General features: G+C 65.5%; 17 protein-coding genes. 8 read left to right on the top strand and 9 right to left on the bottom strand.

Annotation, left to right across the window (positions count from 1 at the left end; translation table 11 throughout):
- The first annotated feature begins 144 nt into the window (after window positions 1-144).
- Window positions 145-1,071: a histone deacetylase family protein gene (locus Q8L25_RS28345; RefSeq protein ID WP_308922559.1), complete on the top strand. Its 927-nt coding sequence runs from the start codon at window positions 145-147 to the stop codon at window positions 1,069-1,071.
- On the opposite strand, the gene Q8L25_RS28340 is transcribed toward Q8L25_RS28345, so the two are convergent.
- Entirely contained in the window at window positions 1,068-1,358 is a 291-nt protein-coding gene (locus Q8L25_RS28340) for a hypothetical protein (RefSeq protein WP_308922558.1), read from the bottom strand. The two genes, Q8L25_RS28345 and Q8L25_RS28340, sit on opposite strands and share 4 nt — an antisense overlap.
- A 119-nt stretch (window positions 1,359-1,477) precedes the next feature.
- The gene (locus Q8L25_RS28335; RefSeq protein ID WP_308922557.1) at window positions 1,478-2,242 is read right to left on the bottom strand and encodes a hypothetical protein; all 765 of its coding nucleotides are present in this window, start codon (window positions 2,240-2,242) and stop codon (window positions 1,478-1,480) included.
- A gap of 216 nt (window positions 2,243-2,458) precedes the next feature.
- Here Q8L25_RS28335 and ylqF point away from each other — a divergent pair, with 216 nt between their 5' ends.
- Window positions 2,459-3,379 carry a ribosome biogenesis GTPase YlqF gene (ylqF, locus tag Q8L25_RS28330; protein WP_374694212.1) on the top strand — a complete coding sequence of 307 codons (921 nt, stop codon included), beginning with the start codon at window positions 2,459-2,461 and terminating at the stop codon, window positions 3,377-3,379.
- 53 nt (window positions 3,380-3,432) lie between these two features.
- Here ylqF and Q8L25_RS28325 read toward each other — a convergent pair whose 3' ends face one another.
- Window positions 3,433-4,248, bottom strand: a complete 816-nt coding sequence (locus Q8L25_RS28325) for a class III extradiol ring-cleavage dioxygenase (RefSeq protein ID WP_308922555.1) — start codon at window positions 4,246-4,248, stop codon at window positions 3,433-3,435.
- 113 nt (window positions 4,249-4,361) lie between these two features.
- Between Q8L25_RS28325 and Q8L25_RS28320 the strand changes: the two genes are divergently transcribed.
- From Q8L25_RS28320 to Q8L25_RS28300, 5 genes are all read left to right on the top strand, one after another.
- On the top strand, window positions 4,362-5,252 hold the full coding sequence (locus Q8L25_RS28320; protein ID WP_308922554.1) for a LysR family transcriptional regulator: 891 nt from the start codon (window positions 4,362-4,364) through the stop codon (window positions 5,250-5,252).
- A gap of 94 nt (window positions 5,253-5,346) precedes the next feature.
- Window positions 5,347-6,921: a TonB-dependent receptor gene (locus Q8L25_RS28315; RefSeq protein ID WP_308922553.1), complete on the top strand. Its 1,575-nt coding sequence runs from the start codon at window positions 5,347-5,349 to the stop codon at window positions 6,919-6,921.
- Window positions 6,922-7,068: 147 nt separating this feature from the next.
- Window positions 7,069-7,758, top strand: a complete 690-nt coding sequence (locus tag Q8L25_RS28310; RefSeq protein ID WP_308922552.1) for a thiol:disulfide interchange protein DsbA/DsbL — start codon at window positions 7,069-7,071, stop codon at window positions 7,756-7,758.
- A gap of 3 nt (window positions 7,759-7,761) precedes the next feature.
- Window positions 7,762-7,968 (top strand): hypothetical protein, encoded by a 207-nt coding sequence (locus Q8L25_RS28305; protein ID WP_308922551.1) that lies wholly within the window; start codon window positions 7,762-7,764, stop codon window positions 7,966-7,968.
- Window positions 7,969-8,029: 61 nt separating this feature from the next.
- Window positions 8,030-8,776 (top strand): SDR family oxidoreductase, encoded by a 747-nt coding sequence (locus Q8L25_RS28300; RefSeq protein WP_308922550.1) that lies wholly within the window; start codon window positions 8,030-8,032, stop codon window positions 8,774-8,776.
- Here Q8L25_RS28300 and Q8L25_RS28295 read toward each other — a convergent pair.
- The 6 genes from Q8L25_RS28295 to Q8L25_RS28270 form a co-directional block, all read right to left on the bottom strand.
- A complete protein-coding gene (locus Q8L25_RS28295; RefSeq protein ID WP_308922549.1) occupies window positions 8,773-9,666 on the bottom strand; it encodes an efflux RND transporter periplasmic adaptor subunit in 894 nt (297 codons plus the stop codon). The genes Q8L25_RS28300 and Q8L25_RS28295 overlap by 4 nt on opposite strands.
- A gap of 38 nt (window positions 9,667-9,704) precedes the next feature.
- Complete coding sequence (locus tag Q8L25_RS28290; protein ID WP_308922548.1) at window positions 9,705-9,905, bottom strand: DUF1656 domain-containing protein; 201 nt, start codon at window positions 9,903-9,905, stop codon at window positions 9,705-9,707.
- Window positions 9,895-12,021: an FUSC family protein gene (locus tag Q8L25_RS28285; RefSeq protein WP_308922547.1), complete on the bottom strand. Its 2,127-nt coding sequence runs from the start codon at window positions 12,019-12,021 to the stop codon at window positions 9,895-9,897. Before Q8L25_RS28285 ends, Q8L25_RS28290 begins: the two co-directional genes overlap by 11 nt.
- Window positions 12,022-12,055: 34 nt before the next feature.
- Window positions 12,056-12,562 carry a MarR family transcriptional regulator gene (locus Q8L25_RS28280; protein WP_308922546.1) on the bottom strand — a complete coding sequence of 169 codons (507 nt, stop codon included), beginning with the start codon at window positions 12,560-12,562 and terminating at the stop codon, window positions 12,056-12,058.
- Between the two features lie 86 nt (window positions 12,563-12,648).
- Window positions 12,649-14,058, bottom strand: a complete 1,410-nt coding sequence (locus Q8L25_RS28275) for an efflux transporter outer membrane subunit (RefSeq protein WP_308922545.1) — start codon at window positions 14,056-14,058, stop codon at window positions 12,649-12,651.
- Window positions 14,059-14,182: 124 nt separating this feature from the next.
- On the bottom strand, window positions 14,183-14,494 hold the full coding sequence (locus Q8L25_RS28270) for a DUF4148 domain-containing protein (RefSeq protein ID WP_308922544.1): 312 nt from the start codon (window positions 14,492-14,494) through the stop codon (window positions 14,183-14,185).
- Between the two features lie 253 nt (window positions 14,495-14,747).
- Between Q8L25_RS28270 and Q8L25_RS28265 the strand changes: the two genes are divergently transcribed.
- Window positions 14,748-15,065 carry a hypothetical protein gene (locus Q8L25_RS28265; protein WP_308922543.1) on the top strand — a complete coding sequence of 106 codons (318 nt, stop codon included), beginning with the start codon at window positions 14,748-14,750 and terminating at the stop codon, window positions 15,063-15,065.
- Window positions 15,066-15,088: the final 23 nt, after the last annotated feature.

Below are 15,088 nucleotides of genomic sequence, written 5' to 3'. Positions count from 1 at the left end.
CGCTAGCGCCGGTCAAATCCTGCGCCTGCCACCGCGCCCGCGGGCAGCGTGTCCGTGGTAGATTATGCGATGGAGACCATGACGGCGCGGGCCAGCCTGTGATTTTACCTGCGTGGACAGAGACAAAGCGAACAAGTACAAAGAATGAGCACAGCTATTTATACCCATCCCGATTGCCAGCGCCATGAAATGGGCGACTGGCATCCCGAATCACCGGCCCGTTTGCAGGCCATCAGCGACCAGCTGATCCTGGCCCATATCAGCGACCTGGTCGAACACCGCACGGGCGCCTGCGCGCAGCTGTCCGATATCGAACGCAACCACAGCGCGACGGCCATCGGCCTGGTGCGCGACAATGTGCCGCCACCGGGCGACTACTATCCGCTCGACGGCGATACCCTGCTCAACGCGCACAGCTACCAGGCGGCGCTGGCGGCGGCCGGTTCCGCCATTTCCGCCACCGACGCCGTGATCGATGGCGAGATCGCCAATGCGTTCTGCGCCATCCGTCCGCCCGGCCACCATGCGCGGCCCAGCGAACCGATGGGTTTCTGCCTGTTCAACAATATCGCCATCGCCGCCAAGCATGCGCTCGACGTGCGCGGCCTGGAGCGGGTCGCCATCGTCGACTTCGACGTGCACCATGGCAATGGCACGGCCGAATCGGTGGCGCACGATCCGCGCATCCTGATGGTCAGTTTTTTCCAGCACCCGTTTTATCCCTACAGCGATGTCGAGTCATATACCGACACGCGGGTCAACGTGCCGGTGCCGGCCCGCTCGAAAGGCGACGTGGTGCGCCAGCTGGTGCTGGACCACTGGCTGCCGGCGCTGCACCGCCAGCGGCCGCAGATGGTGTTCATTTCCGCCGGTTTCGACGCCCACCGCGAAGACGACGTGGGCGGCATGGGCCTGGTCGAGGCGGATTACAGCTGGCTGACGCAGCAGATGATGGCGGTGGCCAAGCAGTATGGCGAAGGGCGCATCGTCAGTTGCCTGGAGGGCGGCTACAACCTGTCGTCGCTGGGGCGCAGCGTGGCGGCCCATGTCAAGGCGCTGGCGGAGCTTTAAAAGATGGACAGGCGGGTGCTGGTATTCAGGTGGCGGTGGGTCTGGAAATCGCAGGCGTCGCCGGCCATGAAGGCGCGCCAGGCCTGCGAGTAGACGGCGGCCGACTTGTCGGCGTCGAAGCTGTCCAGGTGCAGCATGTCGCGGTGGTGCTTGATTTCATTGACCAGCTGGTCGTACAGCGCCTGCAGGCCGGCCGTATCGGCGCTCTGGCGTTTCAAACGCTCTTCCAGCGCGGCGACATGCAATGGCGATTGCCGGCCCGTGTCTTCCCTCATCATGATGCTCATACCCTTCGCTTGCTTCAATATACTATTGTTAAATTGAAACAATTACCTTTCATTCAAGAGGCGATATTAAAACACATTTTTATTGCTAAAAGTAAATATTAAAATCCTTTCGGCAATATTTACATGGTTTTAAGCGCTGGCGTGGCGGCATGTTCTTCGTCGGCGTAGCTGAAGGTCAGCAAGGTATCGTCATTCCAGCTGCTGTCGTGCAGCGGCGGCGTGTAGCGGTTGCGGTCGTCGCTCAAGGGCAGGCGCACGCTGCGTTCGCCCGAGCGCAGCAGTACCCCGGCCAGGGTGCGGCCGACCGGATACGGCACGCTGATCATGGCCGAATGGCAGGGGCCGCCGGCCAGCTTGAACAGGTTGCGGCGCATGAACGGCAGGGCGTCCTGCTCCACCGCCCAGCGCACCTCGCATTCCAGGCGCAAGTCGCCCAGGCGGCGCACATTGGCCGGCAGGCCCGGCGTGACGATGCTGGGGCGCCAGCGCACCGAGCTGCGCTTCCTGTTGCTGACCAGGTCGGCGTTCGCGTCAAACGCCGTCTTGTCACGCGCCAGGGCGAACGTGCCGTCGTTGGCCAGCGGAATCGCGATCGACAGATTGTCCGCTTCCAGGCGCAGGGTGGCGCCCGTCATCGAGACGGCGGGCGTGGCGGCCAGCAGCTTGAAGCGCAGCGGCGCGGTGGGCGCCAGGCGTTGATGATCGGCATACGCGTCGAGTCCCTTGAGCATGGTGCGATACGGCTGCAGGTCGGGGTCCGCCGTGCCGCGCACGTCGACGATCTGTTCGGCGTGGCTGTCCAGCGGCGCGCCGGCGTCTTGCGCCTGGGCGGGTGACAGGCAGCAGGCCAGCAGGGCAAGCAGGGACAGGCGGGCAAATGGCATGGGGCGGTCGGGGTCGGGGACGGTGGGCGCAGGCGCAGGAGCGCGGATGTTAGCATCATGGTTAGCATGGAATTATCACCAATTGTCTCGTTCGGCGACGAACGGCGTGCGTCGGCGCCGGTAAACAGGACGCTGCGCCGTCAACCACGTAAAATAGCGGATTGACTGAACGATTTTGAAGGCAAGAGCATGGCGATACAATGGTACCCAGGACATATGAACGCGGCCCGCAAGAAAGCGGCCGAGACCATGGAAAACACCGACCTGGTGATTGAAGTGGTCGACGCGCGCCTGCCGGCAGCCAGCTGCAATCCCATGGTGGACGAGCTGCGCCTGTTTCGCCAGCGCCCCTGCCTGAAGATCCTCAACAAGACCGACCTGGCCGACCCGGCCGCGACCGCCGCCTGGGTGGCGTACTTCAATGCCCAGGAAGGCGTGACCGCATATGCGATGACGACCAAGAAACCGGGCGACGTGGCGCGCATTCCCGAGCTGGCCAAGTCGCTGGCGCCGCACCGTGGCGTACCGACGAAACCGCTGCGCATCATGATCATGGGCATCCCCAACGTGGGCAAGTCGACCCTGATGAATGCGCTGCTGAAAAAGCGGGTGGCGAAAGTGGGCGACGAGCCGGCCGTGACGAAAATGCAGCAAAAGCTGTACCTCGACAAGAACACCATCCTGGTCGACACGCCCGGCATGCTGTGGCCGAAGATCGCCATCCCCAGCGACGGCCTGATGCTGGCGGCCAGCCATGCGATCGGCTCGAATGCGCTGATCGAGGAAGAAGTGGCCGTGTTCCTGGCCGAGGAATTATTGAAGCGCTATCCTGAGCTGCTGGCCACGCGCTACGGCACCAAGACCGGCGAAGTGGACGCCATCGGCGTGGTCGAAGGCATCGCCGCCAAACGCGGCTTCCGCATCAAGGGCGGCGACTACGACTTCGAGAAAGCCTCGCACACCTTGCTGCTCGACTACCGCAGCGGCATCCTGGGACGCATCTCGCTGGAAACACCCGACACGCGCGCGGCGCTGCTGGCACAGCATGCTGCCGAGATGGCGGAAAAAGCCGCGGTTGCGGCAGCGATCGCGGCTGAAAAGGCGAAAAATGCGGCGCGCGGCAAGCGCGGAACGTAATCTGCCGTTGAAGTAAAAAAGCGCCGCGAACATTGCATGTCGCGGCGCTTTTTTTATGCGGCGGCGGCGCCGAACCGGAAACTGCTCACCGCCAGCGCGCCAAAAAAATCATCCTCGTGGTACACCACCTGCGCCGCCTCCTGCTCGGCCGCGCCCAGCGCCACCATCAGGGGCAGCAGATGGTCTTCCTGCGGGTGGGCCTGGCGTGCGCCCGGTGCCTGGTCCCAGGCCAGCAGCTGCGCCAGGCGCTCGGCCGGCGGCAGGGCCATGGCGTGGCGCAGCCAGGCGTCGAACTGGTGCGAGGCGACGGCGCCGGGCTGGCCGAACTGGCGCAGGTTATGGTAGGACAGACCACTGCCCAGTATCAGCACGCCCTGCCGGCGCAGGCTGGCCAAGGCGCGGCCCACCTCGACGTGGGTCAGCGCATCGTAGCCGTGCTTCAGCGACAGTTGCACCAGCGGCATGTCGGCCTGCGGGTAGATCGGGAACAGGGCGCTGAAAGTGCCGTGGTCAAAACCCCGTTCATGGTCGAGGCGGGCAGGGTGGCCGGCCGCGTCGAGCAGGGTTTTCACGTGTGCCGCCAGCTCGGGCGCGCCGGGCGCCGGATACCGGATCTGATAGGTGTGCGGCGGAAAACCCGAGTAATCGTAGATCATGCCGGGCTGCGGGCTGGCCGAGACCAGGAATTGCGGCCCTTCCCAGTGGGCCGTCACCACCAGCACGGCTTTGGGGCGCGCGCCGATCTGGCGCGGAATATCCTGCAGCGAGGCTTCGAGCACATCGTAGCGGCCGCCGAACTGGTCTTTCATGAACGGCCACGGGCCGCCGCCGTGCGACAGGAAATAGGTAGGGAAGGCAGGGCTGGACATGGCGGCTCCGATGGTGGATGGCTGGGAATGCTCCTACTATAGTCATGCGCCAGAAGTTGATCAAGACGCCAAATATTGATATATCATTGCCGTTTTGTTGATGATGGAATCCGATGGATACCTTGCGCAGCATGCGCGTGTTTCGCGCCGTGGTGGAACTGGACAGTTTCGTGCGCGCCAGCGAGCGCCTGGGGCTGTCGCCGGCCATGGTCAGCAAGCATGTGATGCACCTGGAGCGCCACCTCGATGCCAGGTTGCTCAACCGTAGCAGCCGCCACCTGAGCCTGACGGAAATCGGCAAGGTGTATTTCGAGCAGTGCCGCGACATGCTCGACAATCTCGATGAAGTCGAAGCGACCGTGGGCCGCACGACGGTGGTGCCGCGCGGCATGCTGCGCCTGAGCGCGCCGGTCTGGTTCGCCAACCCGATTTTTACGCGCACGCTGGCCGCCTACCGCGAGCGTTTTCCGGAAGTGACCTTCGATATCGACCTGAGCGGCCGGGTGGTGAACCTGGTGGAAGAAGGTTTCGACCTGGCCCTGCGCGTCAGCCAGGCGCCGTCGCCGGCCCTGATCGCGCGCCCGGTCGGCAAGGTGATGTTTTATCTGGTGGCCGCGCCGGCCTACCTGGCCCGTTTTGGCACGCCGCGCCTGCCGCAGGAATTGGCCGCGCACGCCATGATCAGTTATTCCTTGATGGCGACAGGCAATGAACTGCCCTTCGACGGCCCGCAGGGCACCCTCAAGGTCAAATTCCAGCCGGTCCTGCAATCGAATAATGAAAGCCTGCTGCATGCGGCCGCGCTGGACGCGATGGGCATCGCGCTGCTGCCCTCGTGGCAGGCCGATGCCGACCTGGCGGCCGGCCGCCTGGTGCGCCTGTTCGGCGATTACACCCTGGTCGGCGGCAAGGTGCATGCCGTCTACACCAGCCGCCGCTACCTGTCGTCGAAGGTGCGCACCTTTATCGATTTCCTGGCCGAAGAAGGGCGGCTGGGTGGCTGAGGGTGGTTGCATAGGTTGTCATGTTGCAAGCCCTGAGTATAATAAGGCGCCTTTGCCGTATCGTTCGGCGCCGCATACTATCCAGCCCGCCGCCATGATGCCTGCCCTGTCCACCCTGATGATCGCCGTCCGCACCGTGCTGTTGTGCGGCCTGGCCATGCCGGCGCTGGCACAGCAGGCGCGGCAGGAGGGCGCGCCGGCTGTGCCTGTCACCTCGGGCGAATTGTCGGCCGAGGTGGGCGGGAATGGCCAGCGCAGCGGACATGCCAGCGTGGCGCGCGACCAGCAGGGCTGGTCGCTCGATGCCGCGCTGGACGTGGTGCGCAATGGCAATTACCTCGATGGCAGCGTGTTTCTGGAGCGTAGCGCCAGCCTCGGCGCGGAATGGAAGTCGCGCCAGGGCCGGTTCGGCTTCAGTGCCGACAAGGTCGAGCAGGAAACCCGCTACCCCGCGCCATTCACCGCGCTCAAGGCGCTTGCCTGGCCGCTGGCCGCCTGGCCGGACGACCGCTACCGCTACGACGTGGCGCGCGCCAGCGCTTTCGTGCAGCGCTATGTCGGCAACTTGGAGCTCGGCGTGGAAGCGACCTTGCGCGAAAAGCGCGCGCAAGCCACCTACGCCGGCGACACCGGCAGCGATGTGTCGTCATACCGCAGCCGCCAGCTGCAACTGGCACCGCGCCTGCGCCACTATGGCAAGCTGGGCACGGTCGGCACCGATACCGAACTTGGCGTCGACCTGATGCAATGGGAGCGCCGCACGGCGCGCTCGACCGAAGACAGCGCCAGCGACCTGACGCGCCGCCAGCATGCGCGCGCGCTGCTGCTGCGCGAAGAACTGGCGTTTGGCGGCGTGCATGCGCCGCGCCTGCTGCTCGGCCTGCGCCGTGAACAGTTTCACCTCGACCCGTCGGACTTGCCGGCCGGCGGCAGCGACTGGGAAAACCAGCGCGCCTGGGACCTGCAGGCCAGCTTTTTGCTGCGTCCCGACACCAGCGTGTATGCCAAGACGGCGCGCAGCTACCGTATCGATGACGATGGCTATACCAGCGCCGGCTACCGGCCGCTGGCGGGCCAGCTGCGCTACCAGCGTGAAGTGGGATTGAACTGGAGCGGCAAGGAGCGCAGCGCATCGCTGCGCCTGTTCAGCGAGCGCCTGGTGACCAGGATCGTGTTCGACCAGAGCCTGGTGGAACTGAACCAGCAGGGTTTTGCGGGCAACCTGGAGCCGGCCCGGCGCGACGGCCTGGCGATCGAGGCCAGCATGGCGCTGTCGCCGGCCTGGCGCATCGAGGGCCAACTGCAGCAGGCGCATGCCCGCTATGATGACTATCCGTACGACGGCGCCGATATCGCGCTGGTGCCCAAGACGCTGGCCACGGCCCGCCTGTACTGGACGCCGCCAGGCCGCAGCAGTGCCGACCTGGGCGTGCAGTGGCTGCGCGCCCTGCGCTATGGCAATGACTTCGACAACAGCTGCCTGGCGCAGGTGCCGGCGTTTGCCACGGTTGACGGCCACTATGCCTACAAGGCCGGCGCCTGGCAGCTGGAACTGGCGGCCAGCAACCTGACCGACCGCCGCCATTATGGCGATGCGCGGGCCTGCCGCTCGAGCATTTACCAGAACGATACGCGCCAGTTGCGCCTGTCGGCGCGCTACCAGTTCTGAGTCCGGCCCGCCCCGGTACTTAAACAGGGCTTAAGCGGCATGGCGCGCGGGCCGCCACTGGCCTTTTTTGACATCGGCCCTCGATGCAAGCGCGCAAAAAATGGTAACCTCGCACTGTTCACGACCACTATGATGAAGGATATGACCATGCGTTTCCCGCGCTTCCTGCGTTCCCTGTTGAGCCCCGTGCTTGCCGCTACTTTTCTCCTCGCCGCCAGCGGTGGCGCAATCGCCGCCGATACGGGCTTTACCACGCTGGCCACGCCGCAGCGCAGCGACACCGGCAAGAAAGTGGAAGTGGTCGAGTTCTTCATGTACTCGTGCCCGCACTGCAATGTGCTCGATCCGCTGATGCATGACTGGGTCAAGAAACAGGGCGACAAGATCGCCTTCCGCCGCGTCCATCTGGCTTTCTCGGGCCCGAAAGATCCGCAGGCGCATGCCTACGCCACCCTGGAAACCATGGGCGTGCTGGAGCAGTACCACGACAAGATCTTCCGCGCCATCCACGTCGAGCGCAACCGCCTGATGACCGACGGCGCCATCCTCGACCTGCTGGTCAAGAACGGCATCGACAAGGCGAAATACCTGGAAATGTTCAACTCGTTCGGCGTCCAGACCAAGCTCAAACGCAACGAGCAGCTGATCACCGCCAGCAAGATCGACAGCGCGCCGACCATCGTCATCGATGGCCGTTTCGTGACCTCGCCGGCACAGCTGTCGCGTCCGGGCCAGTCCGAGCGCCAGACCCAGGAAGCGACCTTGCGCGTGATGGATGAACTGGTGGCGCGCACCCTGAAAGAGCGCGGTGGCGCACCCGCGCCGGCGAAGAAATAAGCCATGAAACAGCTGCCCTGGACCTTGTGCGCAGTCGCCCTGGCGCTCGTCGCCTGGCTGGCGCTGGCCGTCGTCAATGTGGAAAACCAGCGCAACGCGCTGGCCAGCAAGGCCTGCGCCGAAGCCGACGCGCGGTGCCTGGCGGCCGCGCAGTCGCGCGCGCACTGGTGGCAGCACCTGGCGTATGCGATGACACACGTGCGGCCTTGATCGCCGCAGCAGTACCCCACCAGCCCGCCCAGTGCGGGCTTTTTAACATCATGGAGCAACGATGAAAGAAGTCATCCTGATCACCGGCAGCAGCCGCGGCATCGGCGCGGCCACCGCCCTGCTGGCCGCGCGCCAGGGCTATGCGGTCTGCATCAACTATGTGCGCGACGCGCAGGCGGCGGAGGCGCTGTGCGCGCAGATACGCGCCGAAGGCTTTGAAGCGATCGCGGTGCAGGCCGACGTCGGCCAGGAAGCGGACGTGGAACGGCTGTTTCGCGAAGTCGATGCGCGCCTGGGCACGATCACCGCGCTGGTCAACAATGTGGGCGTGCTGGAGCAGAAGTGCCGGCTGGTCGATATTTCGGTGCAGCGCATGGAGCGCGTGCTGCGCACCAATGTGATCAGTTATTTCCTGTGCTGCCAGCAGGCCGTGCGGCGCATGTCGACCGCTAACGGCGGGCAGGGCGGGCGCATCGTCAATGTGTCGTCGGTGGCCTCGCGCCTGGGCGGCAGCGCCGAATATGTCGACTATGCGGCCTCGAAAGGCGCGGTCGACACGCTGACCATCGGCCTGGCGAAAGAGGTGGCGCCGGAAGGCATCCGCGTCAACTGCGTGCGGCCCGGCCTGATCTTCACCGAGATCCACGCTTCGGGCGGCGAGCCGGGCCGGGTGGCGCGGCTGGAGGCTGGCGTGCCGATGCAGCGCGGCGGCCAGCCCGAGGAAGTGGCCGAAGGCATCTTGTACCTGCTCAGTCCTGCCGCCAGCTATGTGACGGGAGTGTTCCTGGACGTCGCCGGCGGGCGCTAGGCTTTGGCTTTTTGCGGCGCCGGCGCCGGCGCCGAATGCGGCGTGATCACCACGGTGCAGGTGGTGCCGGCCACCAGTACCTGATTTGCCGGCAGCTGGTCGATATGGATGCGCACCGGCACGCGCTGGGCCAGGCGCACCCAGTTGAAGGTGGGGTTCACGTCGGCCAGCAGTTCGCGGCCGGTGGCGGCGTCGCGGTCGGTGATGCCGCGCGCGATGCTCTCGATATGGCCGTGCAGGGTGCCGCCGCTCATCAGCTTCATTTCCGCCTTGTCGTCCTGCGCCAGCATGGCCAGCTTGGTCTCTTCGAAGTAGCCCACGACGTAGTACGAGGCGCTGTCGATCACCGCCAGCTTGGGCGCGCCGACGGCGGCAAAGTCGCCGGTGTGCACGTTCAGATTGGTGACATAGCCATCAACCGGGGCGCGCACGGTGGTGCGCTCCAGGTTCAGTTGCGCCAGGCTGCGTGCGGCCAGCGCGCCCTGCACCTGCGAAGTGGCCGAGCTGGCGGCAAACGCCGCCGTTTCGCGGCTTTCGGTCGAGACGATGCTGGCGTCCAGGCTGGCGCGGCGCTGCGCTTCCTTGCCGCGGCGGCCCTGTTCCGTGCGCTGCGCGGCCAGCGCGGCCTCGGCCTGGGCCAGCGCGCTCGCATAGCGTTCCTTGTCGACCACGAACAGCACGTCGCCCTTGTGCACCACCTGGTTGTCGCGCACCAGTACCTGCGTGACGGTGCCGGCCACGTCGGCGCTGATATTGATCACGTCGGCCTTGATGCGGCCGTCGCGCGTCCATGGCGATTCCATGTAGCGATCCCAGACGGTCTTGCCGATCCAGAGGGCGGCGGCGAGCAGCAGCAGCGTGATTGCGTAGCGGGTCAGTTTGGTTACCATCGCGGTATCCCTTCCTTGATCAGGTTGAACGGTTTTTTTTATTTGTAGAGCGACAGGGACAGCGCGCCGAAGATGGCGACAAAGATGCACAGCCGCGCCAGCGACGGATGCCAGACCATCCGGTACACGCCGAGCCAGCCGAACACGCGGTCCAGCGCGGTCTGCAGCGCGATGCTGAGGATGAACAGGGGCAGCAGGGTGGGCAGCAATACCCCGAACAGGGCGAATTCACGCGGCATGGGAGTCTCCGGCGGCAGGCGCCATATGGTCGAGCAAGGATGTGTACAGGGAATGCAGGTCGGCCAGCGCCGTCTGCAGCCGCAGCGCACGTTCGGCGCCGGCGCCGAGCTGCGCTTCACGCACGCAGGCGCCGGCCCGCAGGGTGGCGGCAATCGCCGCCTGCAGTTCGACATCGCCGCGCGTGCGCAGCCAGGCGGCGATACCGTCCACGCAGCGGCCCAGCGCCTGGGTGGCGACGCCGGGCGCCCTGGACGTGGCGACCAGTTCGCGCACTTCGATCACCGAGTGACCGATTTCCAGCAGGGTCAGGGCCTGGCGCACCACGGCGCGCGCCTCTGCCCCCGGCGCCGGGCCGGCCGCCGCATTGAGTTGGCTGAGCAGGTCGCGCATGCGGTTGTCGTAGCGGTGCTTGTTGGCGGACCCTTGCGCCAGGCGCGCGGTGCAGGCGCGCAGCGTCTCGCGCCACAGGGCCGGCCCCACATGGTCCTTGTGGCCCATGGTGTGCTCGGGCAGGATCACGGCAAATACCACGCCTGCCAGCATCAGGCCGACGATCAGCGCCATGCCGGTATTGAGAAAGGCGGCGCCGTCGACGTGCATCAGGTTGGTCGGCGCCATCTGCGTCATGAAGGTGCCCACGCCCAGGCCGATGCCCAGCTTGGCCGGATTGCTCATCAGGTACAGGCCGACCGCCAGGAAGGGCGCAAAGCTCAGCACCAGCATCGGAAAGCCGTCGCCGTGCACCAGCACGAAATATACGCACACCAGCGCCAGCGGCATGGCGATCAGGAAGCCCGTCAGCACCTGCCGTATCATCGCGATCGGGCGCGGCACCGACGAGGCCAGCGCGCAGAACACGGCCGCCATCAGCATGGCCGTGCTGGCATACGGCCAGGCCAGGAAATACGCGCCCAGCGCCAGCAGGGCCAGGCTGATGGCGGCGCGCGCGCCGCTTGCGATCACCAGCGCCGGCGGGGTTTTCGGCGCATAGGCCTGCGGCGCGCTGACATCCAGCGGCGTGTCGTGCGCCAGGCTGAAATAGACTTCATGGAAGCGGCTCATGTCGCGCGCGAAGCGTTCCAGCAGTTCGCAGACGGTGTCGAAATCGATGCGCTGCACGTGTTCGACATCCGCGCCGTCGATCTGCGCACGGGCCTGCGCCAGCGCCGCCTGCAGGTGCAGCTGCATGGTGTCGAGCGAGTCCTGCGACGGGCGCGAGCGCAGCGCTTCGGCGATGATGTCGAACAGCGGCGCGCAGGCCTCGACGACCCGGGTCTGGCCGTCGCGCTGCAGGCGCTCGAACAGGCGGTGAAAGGTATAGAAGGTGGTCAGCGCCGTCATGAAGGTGCTGTTAAACGCGTGCAGCTTGCGGTTTTGCGCGCGCACATGGCTGACGGCGTCGCTCACTTCGAACAGGGCGGCCGAGCGGCCCAGTTCCAGCGCGGCGACGTCGGCCGCGAAGCGCAGATGCGTCACTTCGACCTCGGAGGCCGACAGTTTTTGCTGCAGCACGTCCTGGCAGAAGCCGAGGAATTTGGCGTAGCGCGCTTCCACCGAGCGCATCACCTGCGTGCCCTGGTGGCGCGGCAGCAGCACGCTGGAGACCACCGCCGAACAGATGATGCCCAGGCTCACTTCCGCCACGCGCGTGACGGCCAGCGCGAACACCTGCATCGGCTGCTCGATGGCGGGCAGCACGATCATGCAGGCGGTATAGCCGGACAGCACATACACATAGGACTGGGCGTTGCGGTGCAGCGCGGCGCCGCTGGTGCACAGGCCCACCCACAGCGCCAGGCCGGCGAACAGCAGCACCGGCTGCTGCGGGAAAAAGCCGATCAGGCACAGCGCGGCGGTGCAGCCGAGAAGGGTGCCGCACAGGCGGTAAAAGCTTTTTTCCAGCACCATGCCGCTGCTGGGCAGGGCCAGGATAATGGTGGTGGTCATGGCCGTGCTGGGCGAATCGAGGCCCAGGCGGTAGGCCAGCCACAGCGCGCAGAAGGCGGCCGTGAGGGTCTTGGCGACATAGATCCAGCGTTCGCCTTCGGTCACGCGCCAGTCCTGCAGCGCTTGCGCCAGCCAACGTGCGGCCCGCGGCAGGGGGCCTGTATGCAAAGGTGCTGTGGCTGGCGTCATCGATAAAAGGAACTCAGGCAGGGTTGTTGATATTGTTCAGGTTGCGCAACTGGCGCACGTACAGCTTGTCGAGCACTTGCAGCTCTTCTTCGGTAAAGCCTTCATACAGCGTCGAGGTTTCCGCATACACGTCCGGCAGCGCCGTCTCGATCAGGGCGCGGCCCTGGTCGGTCAGCGAAATCATCACCGAGCGACGGTCGCCGGGGCGCGTGCCACGGTGGATCAGCCCGCGCGTTTCCAGGTCATTGCACACGCGCGTCAGGTTGGCCGGCTTTTCATGGCAGGCCATGCCCAGCACGGCGGCGCTCGACGTTTCGTCTTCCGTGCCGTACAGCACGGCCAGCACCATGTAGCTGGCATCGACCAGGTCATGCTTTCTCAACGCCGCATTGGTCAGGTCCTTCATGCCTTTCTGGATGTGATACGTCATGCGCAGCAGGCGCATCAGTTCCAGGGGGAACGCCGGCATGCGCGTGCGGATATGTTGCAGCCGCTTCGAGGTGGCATCAAATGCTGTCATGTCGTGTTCCTTTGCGTATGAATAAAGCGCTGATTGTATCTTGTAGTCTTATGGCAACGCGAATCTTTGAGTCACGCTCCTTTGGCCTAAATTCCGCCTCCGAGTGCATTCATCAGGGAAACATAGAGGTCGAGTTCGCTGGCGCCGTTCTGTGCCTGCTGCTGTTGTTCCGCCAGCAGCGCCACTTGCGTGTTGAGCATGTTGATGGCGTCGCTCATGCCGGCCTTGTAGGCCTGTTCGGCCAGGTCGCGCGCGCGCTGCGCCGTGGCCAGCGCCTGCTGCGTCAAGGCGTGCTGCTTTTGCAGCGACTGCGCTTTCGTCACGGCGTTGGCGACGTCCGCCATGGCGTTGATCACGGTGGCGTTGTACTGCTCGACGGCGCCGTCATACACGGCCGTCTGGCTGCCCAGCTGGGCGCGCAGACGGGCGCCGGCAAAGATCGGCAGGCTCAGCGCCGGCGAGGCGCCGCGCACCTGCGAATTGGCGTCCAGGAAATGGCTGAAACCGAAGGCCTGGAAACCGGCAAACGCCACCAGGTTGACGTTCGGATAAAACTCGGCCTTGGCCGCGTCGATGCGCTTGGCGGCCGCTTCCACCCGCCAGCGCTGGGCGGCGATATCGGGACGGCGGCCGATCAGGTCGGCCGGCAGGGCCGCGGGTATCGCCAGCGGGTGATCCAGCCGCAGCACCGGGCGCGTGAGCGCGCTACCGGCCGACGGGCCCTTGCCCGACAGCGCCGCCAGCTGGTTGCGCAGCAGGGCCAGCGATTCATTGGCCTGCTCCAGCTGGCGCAGGCCGGCCGGCAGGGTGGTTTCGATCTGCGCCACGTCGATCTCGGTGCCGATGCCGGCCTGGCGGCGGCGCTTGGTAATGTCGAGAATGCGCGCGCGCTGCGCCAGGCTGTTTTGTATCACGTCCTGCAAGGTGAATTCGTACGACAGCTGGATATAGGTGCGCACCAGGGCTGTTTCCAGGGCGAGGCGGGCCATCTGCGATTCGGCCGAGGCCAGTTGCACGTCGCCCAGGGCGGCGGCCAGCGCGGCGCGGTTGCGGCCCCACAGGTCCAGGTCATAGGAGGCGGTGACGGTGGCCTGGTTGCGCCAGGCATAGTTGCCGGCCAGCGGGGCCGGCGTACTGCCATGCTGCGAATACAGTTCGCGGTTGATCGACACGCTGGCGTCCGCCTGTGGCCGGGTCTTGTCCTCGGCCGCGCCGGCCAGCGCTTCGGCCTGGCGCACGCGCGCCTGGGCGCCGCGCAGGGTGGGGCTGTCGGCCAGCGCCTGCTGCATCAGGCGGTCCAGCTGCGGGTCCCGCAGCGCTTGCCACCATTCGGCGCGCGGCCAGTCTATGGCGGCGCTGGCCGCCTCATTCGTCCTGCCGCCATCGAGAACGTGCGCGTCCGCCAGCACCGCTTGCGGCGCGATATGGCCCATGTCGGCGCAAGCGCCAAGGGCAAGGGCCAGGCTGGCGGCCAGCAGACGGCGGGACAATGACATGCGGGAACTCCACGGAAAGTAATCGGTAAACAATGTAATAAAGCTCGCCGCGGTGAGCTTGCCAGGAGTGGCCTGGCCATGCTGCGCCGCAACGGGGTAGTGCTAAAAACCGGCTGACTGGTTTTTATTTGACGACATGGTGACGCGTCTGCGCGATATCGAAATCGGCTTCCGTCTGCGGGATCTGGCCAGCCTTGCGGGCGGCGTAGAACTCGTTCATGACCTGTTCGCGCGTCACGGTGCTGGCGGCGGTGGCAGGGGTTTTAGGATAGTCGGCTTCGCTGGTGGCGATTTCGCCGGCGTTGCGAGCACGGATATATTCGGCCGTGACGTCGGCGCGTGTCAGTTGGGTGCTGGCGGCTGGCGCTGCGCTTTGGGCAAAAGCCGACGAGGCGGCGACGGCCAGCAATACTGCTGCGAGTGATTTGGCTTGCATGATGAACTCCTGTTTGGGCATGGCTGGGTGGATGGGCCGGATCGCCACGTACCGGTCGGTTCGGCGGCAGGGCGCGGGTGGCGCCTTGCTGCCGATGAAACATGTTTCTGGATCAGAAGCGTGCTTACTTGAATGAACTATAGCAATGAATAGTACATTTGTGAAGTATTATTTTCAAATAGTGTGCACCGCAGCCGTGCGACATGGTTGCCGCAGGCGGAGTACAGTAATATTTTATTAACAGGAGAACAGCATGAGCGCAAGCAGCCTCGATCCAGACAACCTGCCCGGCCTGCCGGACCGCGTGCTTGGCACGGGCCATGGCAAGGGCGCACTGGGCCCCAGCGACAATTCCGACAGCGGCAGCGATGTGCAGGGCATTCCGGGCCAGGACCAGGAAAGCCTGGACAGCGACAGCGATGCCGCCGGCACCGGCGAACGGGCCGGCGTGGAACCTGAAAACGCGGCGCCCGACGGCGGCGATATCGATGTCGATCACATCGAGCGCATGGTGCCCGGCCGCTCCATCGACGACGTCGAAGGCGACGAAGAGCTGGACCACCCTGTCTGACACCGTGTGACCATTTTGCGCGG

The sequence above is a fragment of the Janthinobacterium sp. J1-1 genome (assembly GCF_030944405.1).
In the GTDB taxonomy this organism is placed as follows: Bacteria; Pseudomonadota; Gammaproteobacteria; order Burkholderiales; family Burkholderiaceae_D; genus Janthinobacterium.
Note: the sequence above shows the minus strand (reverse complement) of the source record. Positions and strands in the feature narration are given on the sequence as shown.

Coding starts and splice junctions, on each gene's coding strand:
- Q8L25_RS28275 (WP_308922545.1), bottom strand. CDS start 14,058: ATGTCATTGTCCCGCCGTCTGCTGGCCGCCAGCCTGGCCCTTGCCCTT.
- Q8L25_RS28265 (WP_308922543.1), top strand. CDS start 14,748: ATGAGCGCAAGCAGCCTCGATCCAGACAACCTGCCCGGCCTGCCGGAC.
- ylqF (WP_374694212.1), top strand. CDS start 2,459: ATGAACGCGGCCCGCAAGAAAGCGGCCGAGACCATGGAAAACACCGAC.
- Q8L25_RS28325 (WP_308922555.1), bottom strand. CDS start 4,248: ATGTCCAGCCCTGCCTTCCCTACCTATTTCCTGTCGCACGGCGGCGGC.
- Q8L25_RS28295 (WP_308922549.1), bottom strand. CDS start 9,666: ATGGTAACCAAACTGACCCGCTACGCAATCACGCTGCTGCTGCTCGCC.
- Q8L25_RS28345 (WP_308922559.1), top strand. CDS start 145: ATGAGCACAGCTATTTATACCCATCCCGATTGCCAGCGCCATGAAATG.
- Q8L25_RS28320 (WP_308922554.1), top strand. CDS start 4,362: ATGGATACCTTGCGCAGCATGCGCGTGTTTCGCGCCGTGGTGGAACTG.
- Q8L25_RS28290 (WP_308922548.1), bottom strand. CDS start 9,905: ATGCCGCGTGAATTCGCCCTGTTCGGGGTATTGCTGCCCACCCTGCTG.
- Q8L25_RS28315 (WP_308922553.1), top strand. CDS start 5,347: ATGATGCCTGCCCTGTCCACCCTGATGATCGCCGTCCGCACCGTGCTG.
- Q8L25_RS28270 (WP_308922544.1), bottom strand. CDS start 14,494: ATGCAAGCCAAATCACTCGCAGCAGTATTGCTGGCCGTCGCCGCCTCG.
- Q8L25_RS28305 (WP_308922551.1), top strand. CDS start 7,762: ATGAAACAGCTGCCCTGGACCTTGTGCGCAGTCGCCCTGGCGCTCGTC.
- Q8L25_RS28335 (WP_308922557.1), bottom strand. CDS start 2,242: ATGCCATTTGCCCGCCTGTCCCTGCTTGCCCTGCTGGCCTGCTGCCTG.
- Q8L25_RS28300 (WP_308922550.1), top strand. CDS start 8,030: ATGAAAGAAGTCATCCTGATCACCGGCAGCAGCCGCGGCATCGGCGCG.
- Q8L25_RS28310 (WP_308922552.1), top strand. CDS start 7,069: ATGCGTTTCCCGCGCTTCCTGCGTTCCCTGTTGAGCCCCGTGCTTGCC.
- Q8L25_RS28340 (WP_308922558.1), bottom strand. CDS start 1,358: ATGAGCATCATGATGAGGGAAGACACGGGCCGGCAATCGCCATTGCAT.
- Q8L25_RS28280 (WP_308922546.1), bottom strand. CDS start 12,562: ATGACAGCATTTGATGCCACCTCGAAGCGGCTGCAACATATCCGCACG.